The organism is Streptomyces sp. 63XJN7_1_ISO-PGPR-S23-121 (assembly GCF_056173025.1).
In genome coordinates this window covers 2,452,958-2,473,375 of sequence record NZ_CM149653.1, presented here as the reverse complement: position 1 = coordinate 2,473,375, position 20,418 = coordinate 2,452,958, and the positions used below count along the sequence as shown (strand labels likewise).

Sequence of the window (20,418 nt, the reverse complement as noted above, 5' to 3'; positions counted from 1 at the left end):
ACGGACGGTGATTCGCATGACGAGCGTCTGAGTTGGACGCGCGGGGCAGCGGGGCACCGACCCCTCGGGAGAAGACTCCGTCGGACTGTGCCGGTGCCCGGCTGACGTTCAACACGCTAGCGCGGCAGACCGTGCCAGTAGGGGAGGTAGGGGGAAACCCGACCAGGTGCGCATCGCGCCCTCAAGACCTTGGGAGCAGCACGAGGACGGGACGATCTGCCGTGCTTCGGTTCACGTCCCCAGGCTGCCCATCCCCCTACGCGTTCTCGCCCGACTCCAACCGCTTGTAGGCGTCCCTCACCGGCGCGGGGAAAAGATCGTCCGGATGAGCACGCAGCAGGGCTTCACGGCTCTCCAGGCTCAGCCGGAATTCCTGCAACATGATTTCCGGCGCAAGCAGCCACATGGTCGCCTCTTCCGGCGAGAAAGACAGCCCGACCGCCTCCAGATGCTCACGCCGTACGCGAGTCTCCATAAAGGCCGACTCGTTCAGCAGATCGACGAGCTTCGGGGCGGGCGTCGTCCGCTCGGCCCGCAGGTAATCCCTGCCCCTGCGCCAGAGGACCACTCTCGGCCCACTTGTCCCGTCGCCGGGGGCGTAGGTACGCGAGGTGCCGTCCTCCGCGACCACGGTCAGGGTCATGCCCCGGGCGGCTGCCAGCTCGGCTGCGTTCCGCTCCGTCGCGTCGTCCCAGTGAGGGGGGTTGAACACCTGCTGACGGATGAGGGCTTCTTCCTGGCTTCTCGTCAATTCGAAATCCTCGGGAAGCCGGCGATCGGCTCGCCGCAGGCGCGCGGTCAGGATGGCGCTCTCGGAGAGCCCGGCGCGAACAAGCTCCTCGTCCGTGAACGGCGACTCACGGCCCAACCGGGCGGACGCGGGAACGGACTGCTGCCGAAGCTCAGCGGCCGACTCAGTGGCACCCTCCAGCTCCAGCGCGTCGGCAATCCCGGACCAGAAGCCGTTGCCGTCAGCGGGTGGCTCTTTGAGTTCGTGAACGGTGCCGTTCGGGTCGACGAGTGCGGCCGGCTTCCCGTTGGTGACAACAGGGCGCCAGGTGCTGGTGGCTCCGCGTTCCCACGGTGGTGTCGAGTACGCGGGACGCAGCCCTTGGCCGCTGGGCGTTTCAGTTTCCAGGGCCGCGGCCCTCGTGTCCCGCTCGGCCGGAGCAGGCAGCGGCGGCTCTCGCCCAGGGTCGTCGGACGGCAGAGCCAGCAGATAGTGCCCGTCCTTCGCCAGCAGCACCATGTGCACAAGCTCTTCGTCGGGGTCGCGTTGCACCAGTTCTTCGTCCGTGCCTTCGCCGACGGTGTCCAGGGGGCGGAAGTCCTGGAACGATCCGTCCGCACGGACCACGGTGATCCGCGCGCTGAAGACACGGGCGGCGAGCGAGGGCTGCAGGTCGGCGGCGCCGTGGTTCCATCCGGCGTCGTCATCGGTGTCACCGCTGCGCAGCAACTGCGTACTGGCCAGACCTTGACGCTGCTCAGCGGGCAGCTCCGCATGCAGCGGTATATAGCCCGAGTCCTCGTACTCGCGGCGCTCGGGGCTGCCCTCTCGGAAGTCCACCCCGCTGGCCGCCAGTTCCGAGTCGCTGAACGTGTCCTTGGTGTCGGGCGACGTGAACTTCAGCAGACCGCGGGCCCCGGGGTCGCTCAGCTCGTCGGCGAGCAGGCGCCGCAGACCGTCGATGATCTTCTGCCGGTCCGCCACATCCACCCGGGCAGTGAGCCTGTCAGGGGCGGCGTGGTGCACTCCTTCGGCGAGGGCGTGGAAGAAGGCGTCGCCGTCGGCGGGGACGTCGTGAACCGTGTAGTGGTCGCCTTCCGGCGAGATGAGCCGGTCAGGACCGTCGGGTGTACTTTCCCGCACGATGTAGCGCTCGGCGTCGGCACTGTCGGCCTCCGCCACCGGGACCGGACGGTGAACCACAGGCGGCGGTTCGGCCAGGCCGCCGCGCAGCTCCGGCTCACCGGCGCGGTGTGCTTCGGCCGGCAGCTGGTGCCATCGTGTGAGCCGGTCGGCCGCCGCCCGCACACGGTGGAACTCCGCAGCCGCGGCGTCGGCCTGCCGCAGCAGGTGATTCATGGTGGCCTGGGCCTGGGCACGTTGCCGCAGATCCTTCACGGTGGCCCGCTTACGCTCGGACCCCTCACCCTGCAGGTCGGCCAGGGCGCGACGCTGCTCCCAGTAGGTGCTGTCCGCGTCCGCCCAGGCCTGGCCGGCCTCGACGACCTGGGTCCAGGCGTCCGCGACCCGGGACGGGAAGTTCTCGTCGTCGATCAGGCCCAACTCGCGGGCCACGTCCTCATGGACCAAGGCGATGATCTTGCCCTGCGTCTCAACCGCCTGCGGGCGGGACCTGATGAGGCCGAACGGGCTGCGGCGGGTCACCTCCGCTACGCCGAGCCAGTCGGTCGGGATCGCGAACACGAAGCTGCGGCCGGCAACCTTGGTGTTGAACTGGGCGCTCTCCTGGCCGGCGACGACCCGACTACCAGCCCCTGCGGTACTCGGGCCGGCCATGGATGCGGACGGGGCGACAGAGCCCGCATCGTGGGCGGCGAATGCCGCCCGCCCGCCGAGTGCGTACTCATAGCCGCTCGCCTGCTGCTCTGCCCGGTCCCGGCCTGCGGTGTCCCGTTCGGCGCTCTCCATGGTGCTGACCGGTATCACTGCCAGCAGTGTTGCCCGGGTGAAGTCCGGCCCGGAGTAGAGCCGGTAGTCACCGGCAGTGCCGCCCTCGAACAGTCCGGGGACCGTGTAACCGGCGGCGGTCGCACTGTCCTCGAAGAAGGCGGCCAGTGCTGCGTCGCTGGTTGCGTTGTCCAGGGCCAGCGCGGAGCCGGTGCCGGGGAGAGTCAGCCGGGTGCTGCGGGCGTCTCCCATGGCGTCGACCAGGTCCTTGCCGGTCAGCGTGAGGGGGGAGCCGGCGGGAGCGACGGAGGTGCCGGATGCCTTGGCGACGGCCAGGACGCCGGCTTCCTTCAGCGTTTCGAGGCCGACGATCCGGCGGACATGGAAACCGCTGGCCGGCAGCTGGATCGGCCCGTGCGCGCCGCTCGGCTGCCGCGCGGAACGCCACGCAGCGATGTGCCGGGGGACGTCGCTGCCCTGCGGCCACAGGACGACCGAACCACTGGGTTCGTCCAGCGACGGCGGGCCGAGCGGATCGTCCGCCCGGCCGGCGTGCGGAACGCTCAAGCTCAGCGGCACCTGCTCGCGCAGCGTGCCCACCGGGCCTTCCTCGGTGAGGGTGGGCATGTCTGTTCCGAGATCGAGCGTGAGCCGCAGCGTGTAGGAGGTGCGGTAGTCGGCGTGCGGCTCTCGCGCGTAGAAGATCTGCCGCTTCGTCCGTGCGCGGGAACGGCCGTGGGAGGTCAGGTCGGAACTGGTGGTCCGTACGTCAGCCTGCGGTCGGAAGGACTCGAGGTCACCCGGTCCGGGCTCGGCGCCTGGGGGCACGGTGCCCACCTGCTGCATGGCGGTCAGACCGATTCCACGAGAGGTGGCCGAGGACCATCCGTCCGTCTCGGTCACGGTGGCGATCCGGGTGTCCTCCATGACGACGCCGTGGTCAAGGCCGACGAACTCCGACTCGCCCGCGATGAGTTCCACCCGCAAAGAACCGGCACGGCTTCCGATGCTGATGAACGGGGTGCGCCAACGGCGGACCTGGGTGCGCGCGGCTGCGCCGGTGGAGGTCATCTGCTCGCGAAGGGCCCGCACGGCTCGCGGAGTGACGAGGGAATGCACACGCTCGCGGTCCGCGTCGTTCACATTCCAGCGCCGCAACTGGTCGTCGAAGGCGGCCAGCACCTCGGTGGTGTCCAATGCGTTGACGGGATACGACCCGAAGGGGTGGTCGTGCCACCATGTGGCCTGGGTCCACTGATGGGACAGGTAGCGGGGCACGTCCCCCAATCCGTCGTTCAGGATTTCCAGCTGATGCGCGGTCTTCTCCGACACCTGGCCCAGATAGCTCGACGGGACGGTGAGCTGCTTTCCGTTGAAGCTGTTGCGGTGATGGCCGAGGAATCCCTCCTGGCGCCCGGATGCCACGATGTCGTGCTGAACGTCCCCGGACAGCAGGATCTTGTAGCCACTGTCCTCCCGGTTGATGTCCGATGTGACGGTGCGGGTCACCTTCGTGCCGTCGATGCTGGAGCTGCCTCTGCGGTACTGCATTCCGGCGATCGTGGCGAGTTCGGTTCCGCCCGTGGTGCCGCCGCCGGACAGGGCCCAGCCGCTGCTCGTGGCCGCGGTTACCGAACCCGACATACGCAGATCACTGCTGACGCCCATTTCCGAGCCCAACTTGATCGGGCCGGATGCCACGCGCAGGTTGAGGATCCGCGTGCGGTGAACCAACTCCCCTATCCTGCTGTGGCCTTCCGCGATCACAAAGATCCGCGAGCCGACAGGCCCGGATCGCTGGTCGAAGCCGGCTGTGAGGAGCTGCGGCTCGAGGAACCGCACGATGGCATCGTGGGGAAGGGCTCCTGGACGGGAGAAGTGCCAGGACGCACCGGAAACCGTTCTCATGAGATCCGCGGCGACGTCCTTGAGCCGCTGGTGCGAGCCGACACTGAGAGTCTGATGAGGCTGGTCGCCGAACACATCGGGACCATGCCACTCGGACAACACGGCGACGTTGTGGGTCGCCAATGCCTGCGTCTGCGCCGGGTCCAGCTCCACCGCCTCGAGGGGCATGGCGCGCTCAACCATGTCCGGATCGGTGGCGGGCGTGAACTCGTCCGGAACGGCCAGCACGACCCGGCCCACGAACGCCTCCGCGCTGCCCCCGACGAGGTCCGTGCTCTCTTCGTCCTGGAGATAGCGCTCACGATCGAGCAATCCCAGTGTGAGCGCCCTCGGACCGCTGCGGAAGCGCCAGAAGCCGCCGATCTCCGCGGTCAGTTCCAGACGGTAGCTGTGCAGATGGGAGGGCAGGGAACTGACGGCCACCTGCTCCTGCGATGCGGTGGATCCGTACTGGGTCCCGCGGCCGTTGTCCCCTCCCCAGGTATAGCCGCCCGAGACATTTCCGGTGCCCGCGAAACCCCAGAGCGACACATCGGGTCCCACCCTCCAGGTACGCGTCATGCTGTGCGAGCCGTCGAGGCGTTCCGTGCCAGGTGCTGCGGATCGCAGGATGAGATCGTTCTGGGTGCCCTCGTAGCGGCGCCCGGTCAGCACGCCACGAATCCTGATCGAAAGACGAGGGCGCATCACGATGCCAGGGTTGACGTCCAGTTCGATCACCAGCCCCGTCATGAGCTGCTCGAGGCTCCCAGCTATTCTGTGATGTGACAGGGCGTTCATCACACGGAGTGTGTTCCCCAGCGCGAGGCTGTAGTGCTCCCTATTGCGCCAGCGTGAGTGGTTCGGATCGCCGAAGTCCTCCAGCGGTGCCAGCAGGTCGGGGTACGCCTTGGCAGCGCTCCCGATCAGCCTGTCGGCGAAGGCTTGCAGCCAACCCTTCTGATGGTCCTCGTCATTCGCCAGGTCACTGTCGTAGATAAAAGCCTCAGGCCTGCTCATACCGAGTACAGCGGGGCGGTCCTTGGTCAAGTAGGCCGGGGCATACGGCTCGTTGACGGGTTCCCTCTTGCGGAGAGTCGTGCCGTCGTCCCAGCCCGCGAGACGCCGCGCCTCGGTGTGTGTCATCCGGTCCAGGCTCCAGGTGTCGAACGTGATGACCTCGCCACCGGTCCTACGCACATGCACGGTCTTCTGGACCTTGTAGAGGACGGTCGGCACGTTCTTGGCCCGACCGACGATCTTTCGCCCTCCCGAACCGCCGAACGTACTGCTGTGCGTACTGCTGCGGCCGTAACTGACAGAGGCGCCGGCCATCAGGCCCCCCAGGGGGCCGAGGTCGAAGGAAGGACCGAGCGTGAAACTGACTCCCCAACTGGACGTTCCTGAAAGGGTTTGTTCGTTCTTGGCTGTCTGTTGAATGGTGTGGCGCATCTCGGCGGCCCTGCTTTCAGTGAGCAGTTCAGCCTTTCCGGGGACGACCTTCTCCACGACGAACGCCCCCAGCGGCGATCCGTCCTCAGCGAACAGCGGGTCCGAGGGGACATTGCCCTTGGCCAGACGGTCCGCTGCGCGGTGGAAGTTCTCCGAAGTGAAGAGCCCGGTGATGTACTCGTACGCCGCGCTGCCGGGAACAACTCCGAATCCGTCGACGAGCTGCTCCGCCAGCCCCCGGACCGGTCCGTAACCCTCGGTGTGCACCAACCGGTAGTCGGACCGCGCGTCCAGCTCCATGCGGTCCGGCACACGGCCCGGATCGGCGACCAGGGTCTCGCTGTCCGTCAGCCGCACCGCCAGCCCGTTGCGCACCGCAAAGGTGAACGTCTCGCCTGTGGTGGAGGAACCGGCAGGCCGCCCACCGGAACTCACGGTTTCAGGCCCGCCACTGAGGAAGACTTCGTACGCCACGTCATCCAGATGCAGATGCGACACCTCCGCCATCCGTGTCTCCACCTGGCTGACTGTCTCGTCCTGCATGCCGTACTCGGCCGTGCGGGTGGAGCCGGCTGTCACGCCGAGACGTGCGAAAGCGGCCGCACCCGAGGGGGGCAGGACGGAGACACCTGGCGCCGCCCGCAGGCCTGCCCCCACAGACTGCACAGCGCCTGCGGTGACCTGGCTGCGCTGAGCACCTTCCAACTTCACCGGCTCTCCCTGGAGATCGGTGAACCGTTCCCAATTTCCGTACGGCCGGGTGATCACCCGCAGCACCCGTATCGGGGAGTTTCCGAAGGCGGAGGACTGGTACCCGTCACCGTGGAACCTCTGCGGGGCGGTGCGCATCGCCTGGCTCAGATTTGCCAGCACCTCGCTCAGACCGGGCACAGTCGAAGCTTCGCCGCCGAGGTGGGTTGAGACGATCTTGCTGATCTCCTGCAAGGCCAGGTCGGCACCGCGCAACGTGACCTGGCTGTGGCCGTAACTTCGACCCTTGGTGTCGTCCGCGCCGTCCCCGGTCAGGTACTCCGGCAGCCTGCTGTCATCGTCGAAGCGCACCGGTCCGTCCTCAAGGGACGGCGACGGCATCGAGTGATCGATGCGCGGCGGCCGGTGCACCTCGAGTGCCGTCTCGATCCGGGCGAAGACGATCTTCTGCTGACCGGTATCCGGGGCGCTCGGCGAGTCGTCGCCCGGCTCAGCCGCGCTCTCGAGCTGCTCTGAGGGCTTCGGATCGGGATCCGCCTCGGGTTCCCCAGCAGGCTGCAATCGGGCAACCCCAGGGTCGCCTGCCAACACCTGTTGCGCGTCCGCCGCCGCCACGGCCGCGGCCGGCATCTCGCCACGCGAACCGGTCGACAGCTCCGGCACCGCCGCACCCCGCGCGCGGGGGCTGGACTCCGCCACTCCTGCAGCGCTTTCGCCCGGCCGGAAATCGGCTGTTCCGGGGAGCGCACGCCGTGCGGCGCTGATGTCTTGCTGCGCGGTCTGCTCCTCGGCCGCCTGCACCATGTCCTCCGCGACGGCAGCATCGATGGCCGAAGCGCCCGACGCAGTCGGCCGGGAGCCACGAAATTGTCTGCGCAGCATGTCCACGAAGGACGCCAATATTTGCCCGACGTAGGAGTTCCGCACCCACGCCCACAACGCCGCGCCCCCCGACCTGAGCTGCTCCAGTATGACCCTCAGAACCACCCAACCAGCCCCCCGCCCGGACCGGTCCGTCGCCCAGTCACCGGGATCCGTCGCCCTTTCGCCGGGATCCGTCGCCCAGTCACCGGGATCCGTCGGGTCGGGTTCGCGCAGCGTGGTAGATCGCCGGAACGGATCCGCCAGTTCGAGGGCGTGGTCGATAGCCGCCTGTCCTTCCGACGGATCGGTGCCGACTGGCGGCCGCCAGTCGGTGGCCGCCGGCTCACCGCCCAGCTTCTCGGCGAATTCCTTGAGATCCTTGGCGTCCGGCCGCACGCCCAGGTGCGACGGCAGGCTGGCCCGGATCCCTTGGATACTCGCCCGGTCAACCGTGACCGTGTGGTGCGCGCCTTCCGCATTCCCGACGCGCTTCAACGAAACGCGGACCAGCGGTGCCCCGTCCGCTCGTGCGACGTTATCGTAGGCGCGGGAAGCCCCCTCCACCTTTTCCCAAACGTCGTTCAGCAGGGCGTCATCAGTACCGGACGTGGGGTCCAGATAGATCTGGGCCGTGAGGTCAATGCCCCGCTGCCCGTTGGCGAACAGCACTTGCTGGACATCGAATGTGACGATCTTCCCACCATGGGATACCGACCCCGGCACCTTGTCCGTCTCGCCGATCGGCGCCTCCTCGGGCCACCAAAGGTGAAGCTGGACCTGCGTGGGCCGGTACGCGAGATGCTGGCCGTCCCGAGCCAGCCCTTCCATTCGGACCCACTCAGCTTCACCCACCCAGTACTCGGTGCCGTCGTCCAGCAGCTTGGACTTACGCCCCTTGTATGCCTGCGCCACCGCGGTCAGCAGCTTCTCTGCTGACCACTCATCGGGGAACATAATGTGCTCGTCCCCGTCCCGGTGCTGACGCCAGCGATTCCGGTCGATGATCCGCGAGTCGTAGTGGTGCCATTTCCTAGGCTCGGGCCCGAACTCCTTCCCCACCTGGAACACCCAGGCGCTATACTCTTCGGTCTTTTCTCGGAACCACGTGACCCCTTTCCTTTTATGCGAGTAGTTCAACGCCGGGTCGAGGAACCAGACCGCTGCCTGGTACGTGCCGTTGTCGTGCCTCTTCGTGCCGGCCTCGATCCACATGCCGTGGAACAGCCTCTGGTCCTTCTTCGGCGCGTGGTAGGCGCCGGTCCGGGTGCGGCGGTCGCCGTACCTGGTCACGTCCTCGACCCGCTGGCCGAAGCCCGCGCGGCCGGTGAGCTTGGGGGGGGCCGGGCGCGGTGCGTAGGCAGGCGGCTCCTGATCGGGCTGATCGTCAGCGGGCCGGAATCCGGTGAAGTAGCCGTAGAGCACCTTCCCTGCGATCCGCACCCCGGCGTACTCCCCCACATAGATGTAGGCGCCGGGCGGCCATCCCTCCAGGGGAAAAACATTGCCGTGGTACAGGGCATCCAAGTACGCCTGCTCACCGGCGTAGACCACATCGTCCTCGGTCCAGTAGGCGGGGAACATCATCTGCCCCCGCTTCTCGGTCCCGAGGGCGGCCTCCCGCTCGTCCTGGCCGTCCGCCTCGGTCCAGCTGTGCTGCTCATCCGGGACCAGGCTCCACCAATTGTCCGTCGCCGATCGCGGGGCCAGCACGTCGGCCGTGAACTTCATCTCCCCCCGCGACCCGCCGTCCAGGTCACCCACGCCCGGAAGCCACCAATCACCGGGCTCCAGCCGCCGGTTCACCCCACCAACCGTGAACCGACCCCGTTTCCAGCTGAACCGATCGTCCGGGACCGGGCGCCACCAATCAGCACCCACCAGCCGCGAGTTCAACCCACCGCCCGTCGCATACTCCGCCCGGTACGTCCCGTTGCGGTTGGGCTCCTCCTGCAGCATGACCGGCCGAGGACGAACCGACATCCCACTGGGCGCCAGATAGCCACCAGCCCCCGTGCCAGACTCCCCATACACCACTGCCCGCCGGGTCTCCGCAGTGAAATGCGCACGCGTCGGCAACCCATCCTCACGGGGCTCATACGTGTCATCAGTGGCAAAGACCACCTCGCCCTCGACCCGAAAACGGTGGCGCGCGGCGGCGTCGTCCGAGTCAGGGCCTGCGGCACGGCGGTAAGCGGCCTCGATCGCCGATCCCCACTGGCGCAGATAACGCGGCGAGAGCCACAGTCGACCCGGGCCGGCGCCCTTGCGGGGGTGATCCATGTCCACGATCGGATGCCCTCCCTTGTCCACGGGGGAAGGGCCGTCCATCACGCCCCCGTCCAGATAGACCGGACGCCAGGCGAAGTTGAGGCCATCGCGGTACTCGTCCTCTACGCCCAACAAATGCCCCACCTCATGGGCCAGCACATCGGGCTCATCGCGGAGGCCGAGCGACCAGTTGGCGGAGTTTTCCCGTTCGAACTCGGTGTGGACCTTGACGACATGGTGGGCTGCTGCGCGATCGGTCACATACTCCAGGTCGACCCAGAGCCGGTCCCCGTTAGGAAGACGAGAACCCTGGTTGTACACCCTGTCAACACCCTGCTGAGCAACCTCCGCCAACTCGCGCACCTCCTCCGGAGCAGGCGTGCCGCGTACTGGATCCGCGACTACATCGAGGAAGATGCGCACCACCGCACGGCTGATGAACTCTCCCGTCCGAGAGTGCCTGTACCGCCGCGCCTCGAAGCGCCTGAAATCAACTGGGGCACCCGCCCAGGCCACCCCTTCCTCCGGGCCCGCCCCCACCTCACCGCGGACAATCACATCGACGTCGTCGAACTCCGGCCGGACGAGCATGGGCCCGTCCGAGCTTTCGGCCGGCGCAGGCTGTGGCGTGGCCGCAGCCTCTGACCCACGCGGCTCGAACTCGCCCGATGCAATCGGCCCGTTTGACGACGGCTCACCCGAGTACACCGCGGGCATCGCATCGGGCGATGCCATCTCGTCCCTGTCGCTGCCGTCGGCAGTAACCTGCACCTGAGGGGTGCTGACGCTGGCGTGACGGTGGGGTGTCAGAACATCTGCGATCTGTTGGAGCTCCTTCGGATCAGACGAAGCCTCGAACCCGCCCGCACCGGTCGGCCCAAAGTCAACCCACGCCGGCTTCTCGACGTCCCCGTTGGCCTCCCCAGGGGCCTGAGGATCTGCGGCTGCGGCTACGGCGTTCGAGGGGGAGCTCACCGAGAGGGCCGGATCAGCAGCAACGGTTGCAGGCCGGCCACCTGGCGCCGTCAGTTGGGCGGGGACGAGCCCCGGGATCGTGTAGAGGTCGGTGACCTCCCCGCGCAAAGCCTCTTCCTCGGCCGGTGTGGTGGCGTCGGCCAGGTGCGAGGCACGCATCACCTCGAACAACGAGTGATCCTGGCCGGGGAGCATCCATCCCATCAGCGCCTTCCGGAAGTCGGCCATGGTGGTGTGCTGAACGTTTAGCCATTGAAAGGCCCTGAGCATACGCAGAGTCGTTCCGGAGACACCGGCGATCAGTGGCATGCCCTTGTCGACATGCCACTGTTGATACCAGGGAGACCGCTCGTCCAGGTCGAAGTACGCGGTCCCTTCAACCCAGCCCAGGGCGAATTCCGGCCCCTGTTCACCGTCCAACTTCAGATCCCCGGCCCGCATGTTCAGCTCTGTCCGTGAGCCTCGGACCAGCGCCCAGACCTCCTCGACCGGGGGGCGAACATTTGAAGGGATCTCAGGTTCTAGCCCGCCCGCCGCTGTCTCGGGCAGTGGCGGGCGCTTCACATGTACCGAGACGACATCCGGCCGCGCCAGGATCTCGTTGAGCACGGGATCCCCGGTTTCGGCATCAAAGGCCAAGGTGTCAAGCGGTATATCCTCGATGTCGTAGCTGTCCCAGGGCCGCCGCTGGTCGTGGAGCCACAGAAAGGTTCGTTCGCGGTCACTCAACGGCACACCGAGGTACGTGTAGTCCCGCGGCGTCTTCTTCCGGGAGCCAAGAGCGCGCAGGTCGGGCGACCGTGCGATACGCGAGTTCTGACTGTGGACAATCTCCAGAGGGTCCTTGGCCCTTCCTCTCGTAGTGTGAGCAGCGAGGCTGCCCAAAGCGAAGGGATCATCCTGGCGGAACAGGTACGCCTTGTCACGGGTCGCTGGGTCCGCGGCGACCCTTTCCTCGAGAATCGCGCGGTCACGACCGTGTACGAACCCCGCGTAGATCTTCAGCGCCGAGCAGTCGAGGCCCAATGCCCGAGCACTTTCCAGACCCTCGGCGGACGCCTGGACGCCCTCACGGCGGCCGGGTTCGGCCAGGACAGACTTAAGCACACTGTTCAGAGATGGAACATTGGCGTCACGTTCGTAGAGCGCCTTGTACCCAGTGGCGTTCAGGAATGCCGTCATGACTTCGCGCAGGGATCCGGTGACGAGCAGCGAGTCGAGCCATGCGGTGCTGGAGGAACCCGGCGCGGGGCCAATCTGTCCTGCACTGGTCGGATCGCTGGTGAAGAACGAGGCGTCGACGACCTCCGCGTCGTGACCTTGGTATGCCGCCTGCAGCACTTCACGCAGTCTCGTCACGGCCGAACGTGCGGCCTCGAGAGCCACCGGGTCGGCTTGGTAGTGCACTCCGAGCTTCTGCTCGAACGCCGCCCGCTCCCGGGCAAGTTGACTGGATGCACCGGCAGTCAGCTGCCCTTCAGGCGTGGCCCACTCCAGATCCCGCTGTAGTGAGGCGTCCGCCGGACCGGCCCCATGTTCCTGATTGGGCATGTTCGCAATCGCATGGTCCACGACAGGCGCGGGGTCGGCAGACTGGGACACGGTCGACGCACCCAGCAGCGTCAGGTAGGCGTCCTCAGATTCGACGTGGCCAGGAGACAATTCACCTGCGTCTTCATCCTGCTCACCTTCAGCCGGCCTCAGACCCAGTAGCAAATGCTCCTGATGCAGTTCGTGCACCATGCGGTAGTCCACCGCAGGCGCCTCATCCACCGCCGCGTCTCCGCTGACTGGCGTCTCCTGCGTCACATTAGGGGAAACACCGCCAGAAAGAACCTGGCCATCTCTCTCCAGGGACAACACCCCGGGGCTCCGCCGGCGTGCGGCATCGACAGCCTCTGACACGGTCTGCTCGTTGCTCTCGGCCTGCTGCACCATGTCGGCGGCAACTGCATCGCCCGAGCCGTCACCAACCGCAAACTGGGTCGAAGTGCCCACCCGGCTTGACGGCAGGACGTCGGCTCCCGACACACGGGCCCGCGTGAACCACACCCAGCCACGGCGCAAGGAATCCACAAGAGACCCCCAAGCCTGCCTATACCAGGAAAGCAACGCCCCTGGCGCCGACCGAACCAACTCCCACAGAGAAACCAGGGACCGCCAAACGCGGCCCGTCTCGGAACGGCCCTCATCCCCCAGGGCCTGGACAAACTCCGTCAGACTCTCTGGCGGGCCGTCGTGGACACTGTCCCGCCACTCAACCTCATCAGTGTCCGGATTCCACCTACCGGTACGATCCAGGTCCCCGTCGTAGACAGTCACAATGGCCCGCGCATCGATCGATCCCGTGAAAACAACCTCCTGCTCAGCCTCGAGGATGTGTCCACCACTTGAGCCGAGGGTGGCCTGGACGTCGATACCTCGGGGGTCTCCGTTGAGGGACGAGTCGATCCCGTAGCGGTAGCGCCTTACGCCGTACCAGAGTTCGTAGTCCCGGGTGGTCGAAAGGAATTGCGCGTCAGGATTATTGGAAACCCATCGCGTCAAATCCACCACATTGCTGGGGTTATCGGCACGGAAACCCTCACGGAAGATCTCCTCCGGCGGACGGTTCGAGAACCGCCATAGCCTTTCCCCCTCATCACTTTCCACCACATAGTCGCGATCCAGTTCGTGCACCATGCGGTAGTCCACCGCAGGCGCCGCATCCATCGCCGCGTCTCCGCTGCCTGACGTCTTCTGCGTCACATCGGGGGAAACACCGCCATAAAGGGCATCCGACTTCGTAGCAGATTGCACGGTCGGCCGCACCACCACCGCGTCTGCCTCACCATCGGCAGCGCCAGCAACAGGGAACCGGTCCGGAAGGGCGCGGACGCCATAAGAAAGGTAGGGGGTCAGTACGTCTGCGATCTGCTGGAGATGGTCGGAGGTGATGACGATGTGCGATTGAGGATTCTCGAACTTCCCCATCAAGCTCGACTCACCCGCGGAAAGCACCTGCGTGTTACGCCCGCCAGGCGTGAGCAGGGCCTGCGGCGGGGCATCGTCGTCACGGACACCGAATCCGTGGACGAGCTCATGGGCGTAGGCAGCCGGGTGCACATCGGTGTACCAACGGTTCTGGACCATGTCCCGGTCGCCGCTGGGCAGCCCGTCCCGGACCTGAACCTCTTGGTGTGCTTGGTCCTTGGAATCGACAAACTCCACAGCAAACTCCACCCGGGGGCCAGGCAGTTGCGGGCCGGTGACCTGATCCGGCTGGAATGCCTCCAGCCGATGCCCCCGCCGGCTCACCTGCTCCATATATGCAGAGAGACGTAGACGCATGGCAGCCACTCGAGCCGGATCCGCCGCCAGAACCGCACCTTGGTCATCGAGGCGGGTCGGATTGAGGAAGATCCGGCGCGTCAGACGGATGGTCTCCTGTCCGGGCCGGTCACCGGCATACCACTCCCAGACGAACCCGACATCCGTCCGCTCACCGGAAGGCCCACGCCTACCATCAGGCCGCTGCACTCTGCGCCTACCGTCCGGCCCAACAGTGAATTCGAACGGCTCAACCGGCCGTTCGCCGTCCCGACGCCGTGTTCCCTCGGACCCCTCCTCACCAGATCCAGGAGCTACCCCATAAGGCAGCCAACGATCGCTACGCACCTCACCCGAGCCCAACAACCGGCCCGGACCGGACGAACCCCCCGACAGCACACTCGGAGCGGCCGAAGGCACCGTCCCAGCCCCACCGGCCTCACTCGAGACTTCCTCACCTTCGGCCGACAGGCCGGCCACCAGCGCGATGCCCTGTTCCCGGCCAGGGCCCTCGCTCCCCGTCGAGGAGCCTTGACCCCGGCCATCACTCTCCAGGGACACTCCCGGACTCGGTCGCCGCACGGCACCTATATCCCTTGGCAGGGTCTGCTCATTGATCTCGGCCTGCTGCACCACACCCGCAGCAACCACATCACCGGAGCCGTCACCAGCCGCAGACTGGGGCGAAGTGTTGACCTGGCCGACCGGACGGGCACCAGGCCCCGATTCATCAGCGTCCGGATTCCACGTACCAGTACGATCCAGCTCCGCAAACTCCGACAGGCTCTCGGGCGGGGCGTCGTGGACACCCTCCCGCCACTCAACCTCATCAGTGTCCGGATTCCACGTACCAGTACGATCCAGCTCCACGTCGTAGACACTCACAACAGCCCGTGCATCGATCAATCCCGTGAAAGCAACCTCCCGCTCCATAGGGAAGGAATTCCACGCTGCTTGCCGATCGAAAGTGCCATTGACATCAACACCGGTAGGGTCACCGTTACGCGACGAGTCAATCCCATATCGAAAGCGGCTCGAACGATGCCACAATTCACGATTACGAGTGGTCGAGACGAACTGCGCTGCGGGATTAAGTCTCGCCCATTTCCGCAGATCCACAACGCTCTCGGGGTCGTCAGCATGGAAACCCACGCGGAAGATCTCTTCCGGCGGACGGTTCGAGAACCGCCACAGCTTCTCCCCCTTAAGGCTTTCCACCACATAGTCGCGATCCAGTTCGTGCACCATGCGGTAGTCCACCGCAGGCGCCGCATCTACCGCGGCGTCGCCGCTGACTCGCGTCTCCTGCGTCACAGCAGGGGAAACATCGCCGGAAAGGGCAACCGACTCCGTAGCAGGTTGGGCGGTCGGCCGCACCACCACCGCGTCTGCCTCACCATCGGCAGCGCCAGCAACAGGGTGCGCGGCCGCCCTCGGATCGGACTCCGACCCGAGCCCCTCGTCGAACCCGAGCCCCTCGTCGGAAGGGACCGGGGCCGGCAGGTCCTCCAACTCGTCCAAGCGCGCCTCGTCCAGGAACGCGCTCAGCCCGGCAGGAACGTCCTCCGAGAATGACTGCTGCGGGTGAAGCCGCTGCACTTGCAGTTCCGGCCCCCCCTCAACCGCATACAGATCAGCAATCCTCATCCAGGTCGCCAATGGCAGAATGCCACTACCATACCTGCACTCTTCCAATTGCTTCGCCGTGGTGCCGTCTCCAAGGTAGTCGGCAATGTATGCGAACCCCGTCTCCTTGTGCAGCCACTCCAATTGCTGCCGAGCGACCTTCAACTGCGGCGCATCGCGGTACGTGTCCCGCAAAAGAGGGATCGCTTCCACCACCTTGGACGACACCCGGTCCCATTCCTCGTCCTTGATGGCCGTCATGTCGCCATGACGGGGACGGACACCAAGCCTCTCGAGCTCCTTGCGCAGGGCATTCAGCGAACTCAGTTTGCGCACCAGATCATCCACGGCCTCCTTCAAGAAGGATTGCTGCGGGCCAAGCGGCTCCACTGGCAGTTCCGTCCCCACCTCAACCGCATACAGACCATCAATCCTCTTCAAGGTCGCCAATGACAGACGTTGTCGATTTCTATTGAAATTTGACAATTGCTTCGCCGTGGTGCCGTCTCCAAGGTGGCCGGCGATGTATGCGTACGTCTTCCACTTAAGCAGCGACTTCAATTGTTCCCGAGCGACCTTCACCCCGTCTGCGTACCGCGGCGCATCGCGGTACTTTTCCCGATAACGATGGATCGCGTCCACCACCTTGGACGACACGAATTCCCAGTCCTCGTCCTGGATGGCCGCCCTGTCGTCAATACCTGCACCAATCTCCTCGAACAGGTCGTTCAGCGACCTCAGTTTGGACCTCAGATCATCCACGGCCTCCTTCAGCCCCAGCCGCACATCACTGCCGGCCCCGCGGTCCGAGGCACCAACTGCACCGGACGCAGCCTCACCCACCGCATACGAAAGCCCCACCGATCCAGCCGAACCCGCGAACTCCTCCGAGCCCTCCATGTCCACGTCGGCAGGCTCGCCCGGCGAAACAGGGCTCGGATCGGACTCCGACCCGAGCAGCGCAGCCACCTCGGCCCACTCGTCCGCACCCACCTCCGCAGGCTCGCCCGTCGAAACAGGGCGCGGACCGGACTCCGACCCGAGCAGCGCAGCCGTGACCGTATCCACGAACCCCGCTGCCGGCGGGTCCTCCAACTCGTCCAAGCGCGCCTCGTCCCGGAGCGCGCGCAGCCCGGCAGGAACCTCCTCCGAGCCCTCCATGTCCACGTCGGCAGGCTCGCCCGGCGAAACAGACTGTGGACCGAAGTCCGACCCGAGCAGCGCAGCGATGGCCACGGATGCTCCTTCCAGCGCTGCCTGATCGCTGTCCGCGCCCTCCTCTCTCACGCCCTCGCCACCACCGCCGGTGACGGCCTCTACCTCGACACGGCGCCGCTTCGGCCCATGCTGTGCGCTTCGATCGGTGTCGTCCTCCTCTACCGAAGGCTCCGACCCACCGTGCCGCTTGCCACCCCCCGCAACGAGGCCACTCTCCGCAAACTCCGTTTGGGACGTTCGGGGCGCCTCGACACTGTCATCCACCCCCTCCGCCGCCGAAGCATCATCCAGGGCACCCAGAAGCACAGCCGACCCCGAGTACTCCTCGGCCAGAGCGAAAACGTCCGCGTCCTCATCCACCGACCCGACAGCCAACGCCGGCGACCCCACGACCTCCCCGTCATCACCGGGAAGCGGAGCGAAGTCCGCAAAGACCCCGGACTCCATATCCACATCGAACCCGAGCCCCTCGTCGAACCCGAGCCCCTCGTCGGAACGAACGGGGGCTGCCGGCCGCGCATACGCCGTCTCTTGCACGACACGGGGCTTCGGGGCGCTGACTCCGTGGTGGAGGAAGGGGCTCAGGATGTCGGCGATCTGTCCGAGTTCATGAGGCGTGAGCGCGTAGGACCGCCCAGGCTCACCGACGTCGATCGGGCCCATCAGGTCCCAGTTGCCCTCACCCGCCTGCTGCGCCTCATCCCCATGAGAAGTCAGCGGCACCCCCAACGGACGGCCCTGTTCATCACGCGGCGACGTCAACAGGGCCCGCTCACCATCGTGGGCCTCATCATCATGGGCCTGTGCATCACGGGGCCCGTAACCGTGCGCGATCTCATGGGCAAGCAGCACACGAGACGCCTGCGTGTACCAGACGTTCTGCACCATGTCCCCAGGCGCCTGAGGCTGCCCGTCCTTGACCTGGACCACGTCATGCGCGTCCGCCTCGGAATCGACGAACTCCACCGCAAGCTCCAACCGCGGCCCCGGCAGATGCGGGCCATGGACCAGACCCTCCGGCTGGACAGCCGGCAACCGGCCCCCTTGCGCGTTCAACTCCGCCAAACCCTCGAAAGCGTTGCGCCGCATCACCTCCACCCGACCCGAATCCACACCCTGGACGTCGAGGAAGATCCGGCGAGTCAACCGGACCGTCTCCTGACCAGGCCGGTCACCCCCAAACCACTCCCAGACGAACCCGACCTCCGTCCGCTCACCCGACCCGCCCGGCAGTACCCGACCAGGCGACCCGTCCTCACCCACCTCCAGGACGAACGCTTCCCCCGACCATGGAATGAAACGATCGGTACGCACCTCACCCGAGCCCAACAACCGGCCCAGACCGGACGAACCCCCCGACAGCACACTCGGAGCGGCCGAAGGCACCGTCCCAGCCCCACCAGCCTGCGCCGAGAAGTTCTCAACCCGGCCATCACCCAGGGACAACACATCGGGGCCCGGCCGCCGCACGGCATCGACAGCCTCCGGCATGGTCTGCTCATCAGTCTCGGCCTGCTGCACCATGTCGGCGGCAACCACATCGCCCGAGCCGTCACCAGCCCCAGACCGGGCCGAAGGGTTCACCTGGCCGGACGGCCGGACACCGGCCTGGTCACTACGCTCACCGATACGAGCACGCCCCGCATCGCCGGCCGGCTCAGACACCGTGGACGGTCGACCGGCAGAAGACACAGGCTGGTTGGCGACCCGACCCGGATCGGCCACAGGGCCGGCAGCCTGAACAGCAGCGGTACTCGCTCCCATCGCCGCAGAACCAGCTCCGCCGGAAACCGCACCCGCCGCAACCTGTACCGGCTCCGCGGGTTCCAGCCCCGCGGTCACCTCAGCGGTCGGGGCGTGCCCCTCATCCACCGCCGCTACCTCAGCAGGCCGCCCAGCGACGGCAGACATGCCCGTGCCACTCGAACCCACGGCAGGCAGCGCCTGTGCCGCAACCCCCGTAACACCCCCGGCCGCAGACCCTGTGTCTGCCTCACCGGCCGGACGCGGCCGAGCCCCGCCCGACTCCGCACTTCCCAGGCTCCCGGCCGACGGCACCCCGGCCGACCCCACCGCACCCTGATCCTGTACAACACCCGCATCCGACACCCCGGCATCCGCACCAGACACCGTGGGAGGCCGCCCCGACACCACCCCAGCACCAGCAGCAGCGCCCGTGACACCGGCATTCCCGGCAGTACCAGCAACGCCGACCGCCTCACTGCCCGCAGCACCCGTGCCGCCGGCGGCCGGCTCCCCGCCACCGCCCACCGCGACCCCGCCACCGCGACCGTCACCCTCGTCGGTACCGGCCGTGTTCACCCCGGCATTCTGCGCATCGGCAGGCCATGAAGGGACCTCGGAAGAGAAGCCCTTGTTGAACGCCAGATTGATCGCCAGACCAGTCTTCTCCGCACCCTTATTGAGCCCCTCGCCGACATTGCCACTGAGGCCCCCACCCAAGAACGTGTCCCACGAGGTCGCCCAGTTGCCGTTGAAGAACCCACTGCCCAGAATCTCCGCAAGCGCCTCCGAACCACCCGAGGCAAGGAAAACACTGGAAGCGTTGGGCTGCCGGGCGACACCACCCCCCCGGTCCACATGACCAGTCCCCGGCTCGGCCCCCACCTTCACCGTCACATCATCCGCAACACTCTTGGCAAACGCGCCACGCCTGACATCATCACGGAACAGAGACAAGAACTTCTCGTTGCCGCCGACGATGCCGCCGAAGAATCCACCGGCAAGACCACCGAACACCGCGTCCTGCCCGATCTGCCCCCAGTCGAAGCCGTTGAAGCTCTGCTCACCCGACGTGAAAGCAATCATCCCCAGACGCACAGCGAACGACTGGAAAGCCTCCTCGAACGCCTCACTCAACACCGGCAGCAAATGCGTCTTGCTCAGCAACTGATGCAGAATCAGCAGCACCGCCACACGACTCCGCTGCTGCGCAACCACCGCCCTGCCCGCAGTAGCACCACCCGTGACAGCCGACAACCAAAAAAGGGCCTTCAGCTCGATCAGAAGCCGGATGACCTCAGCACTGATCTGCCACTTGCCTTCCATAATGTCGTACGAAGTCTTCACCCGGCCATCGGCAATATCGTCCAACTGCCTCGCGAACTGCTTCAGATACCCCGTACCACCCGAATCCACGAACATACCCATGGCACGCACATAATCGTTCCCCACCTGCGGTGGCAGCGCCCTCGCAGTACCCGAAACCGTACGCTCAATGACATCCGACAAACCACGGACATCATGAGCCAAACCCCTGAACGCCGCATGACTGTCACGAGCCAGGTCCTCATTCGCCTGCATCAACCGCTCGCCAATAAGGACGAACAGCATATTGTTCACCAGCGGTGAGACCTGGATTGCCATGAAAAATTCAGTGCTTCCTGCTAGGCGCCCTCTTCGGCTCTGGGCCGGAGCGAGAGGTACTTACGGACACCTTCCCGTTGAAC

1 protein-coding gene is annotated in these 20,418 nt (G+C 66.4%); it reads right to left on the bottom strand.

Features of this window, described 5'->3' with window-relative positions; translation table 11 throughout:
• Window positions 1–256 precede the first annotated feature (256 nt).
• A complete protein-coding gene (locus tag AC0VYN_RS10765) occupies window positions 257–20,335 on the bottom strand; it encodes a scabin-related ADP-ribosyltransferase (protein ID WP_475535789.1) in 20,079 nt (6,692 codons plus the stop codon).
• Window positions 20,336–20,418 lie beyond the last annotated feature (83 nt).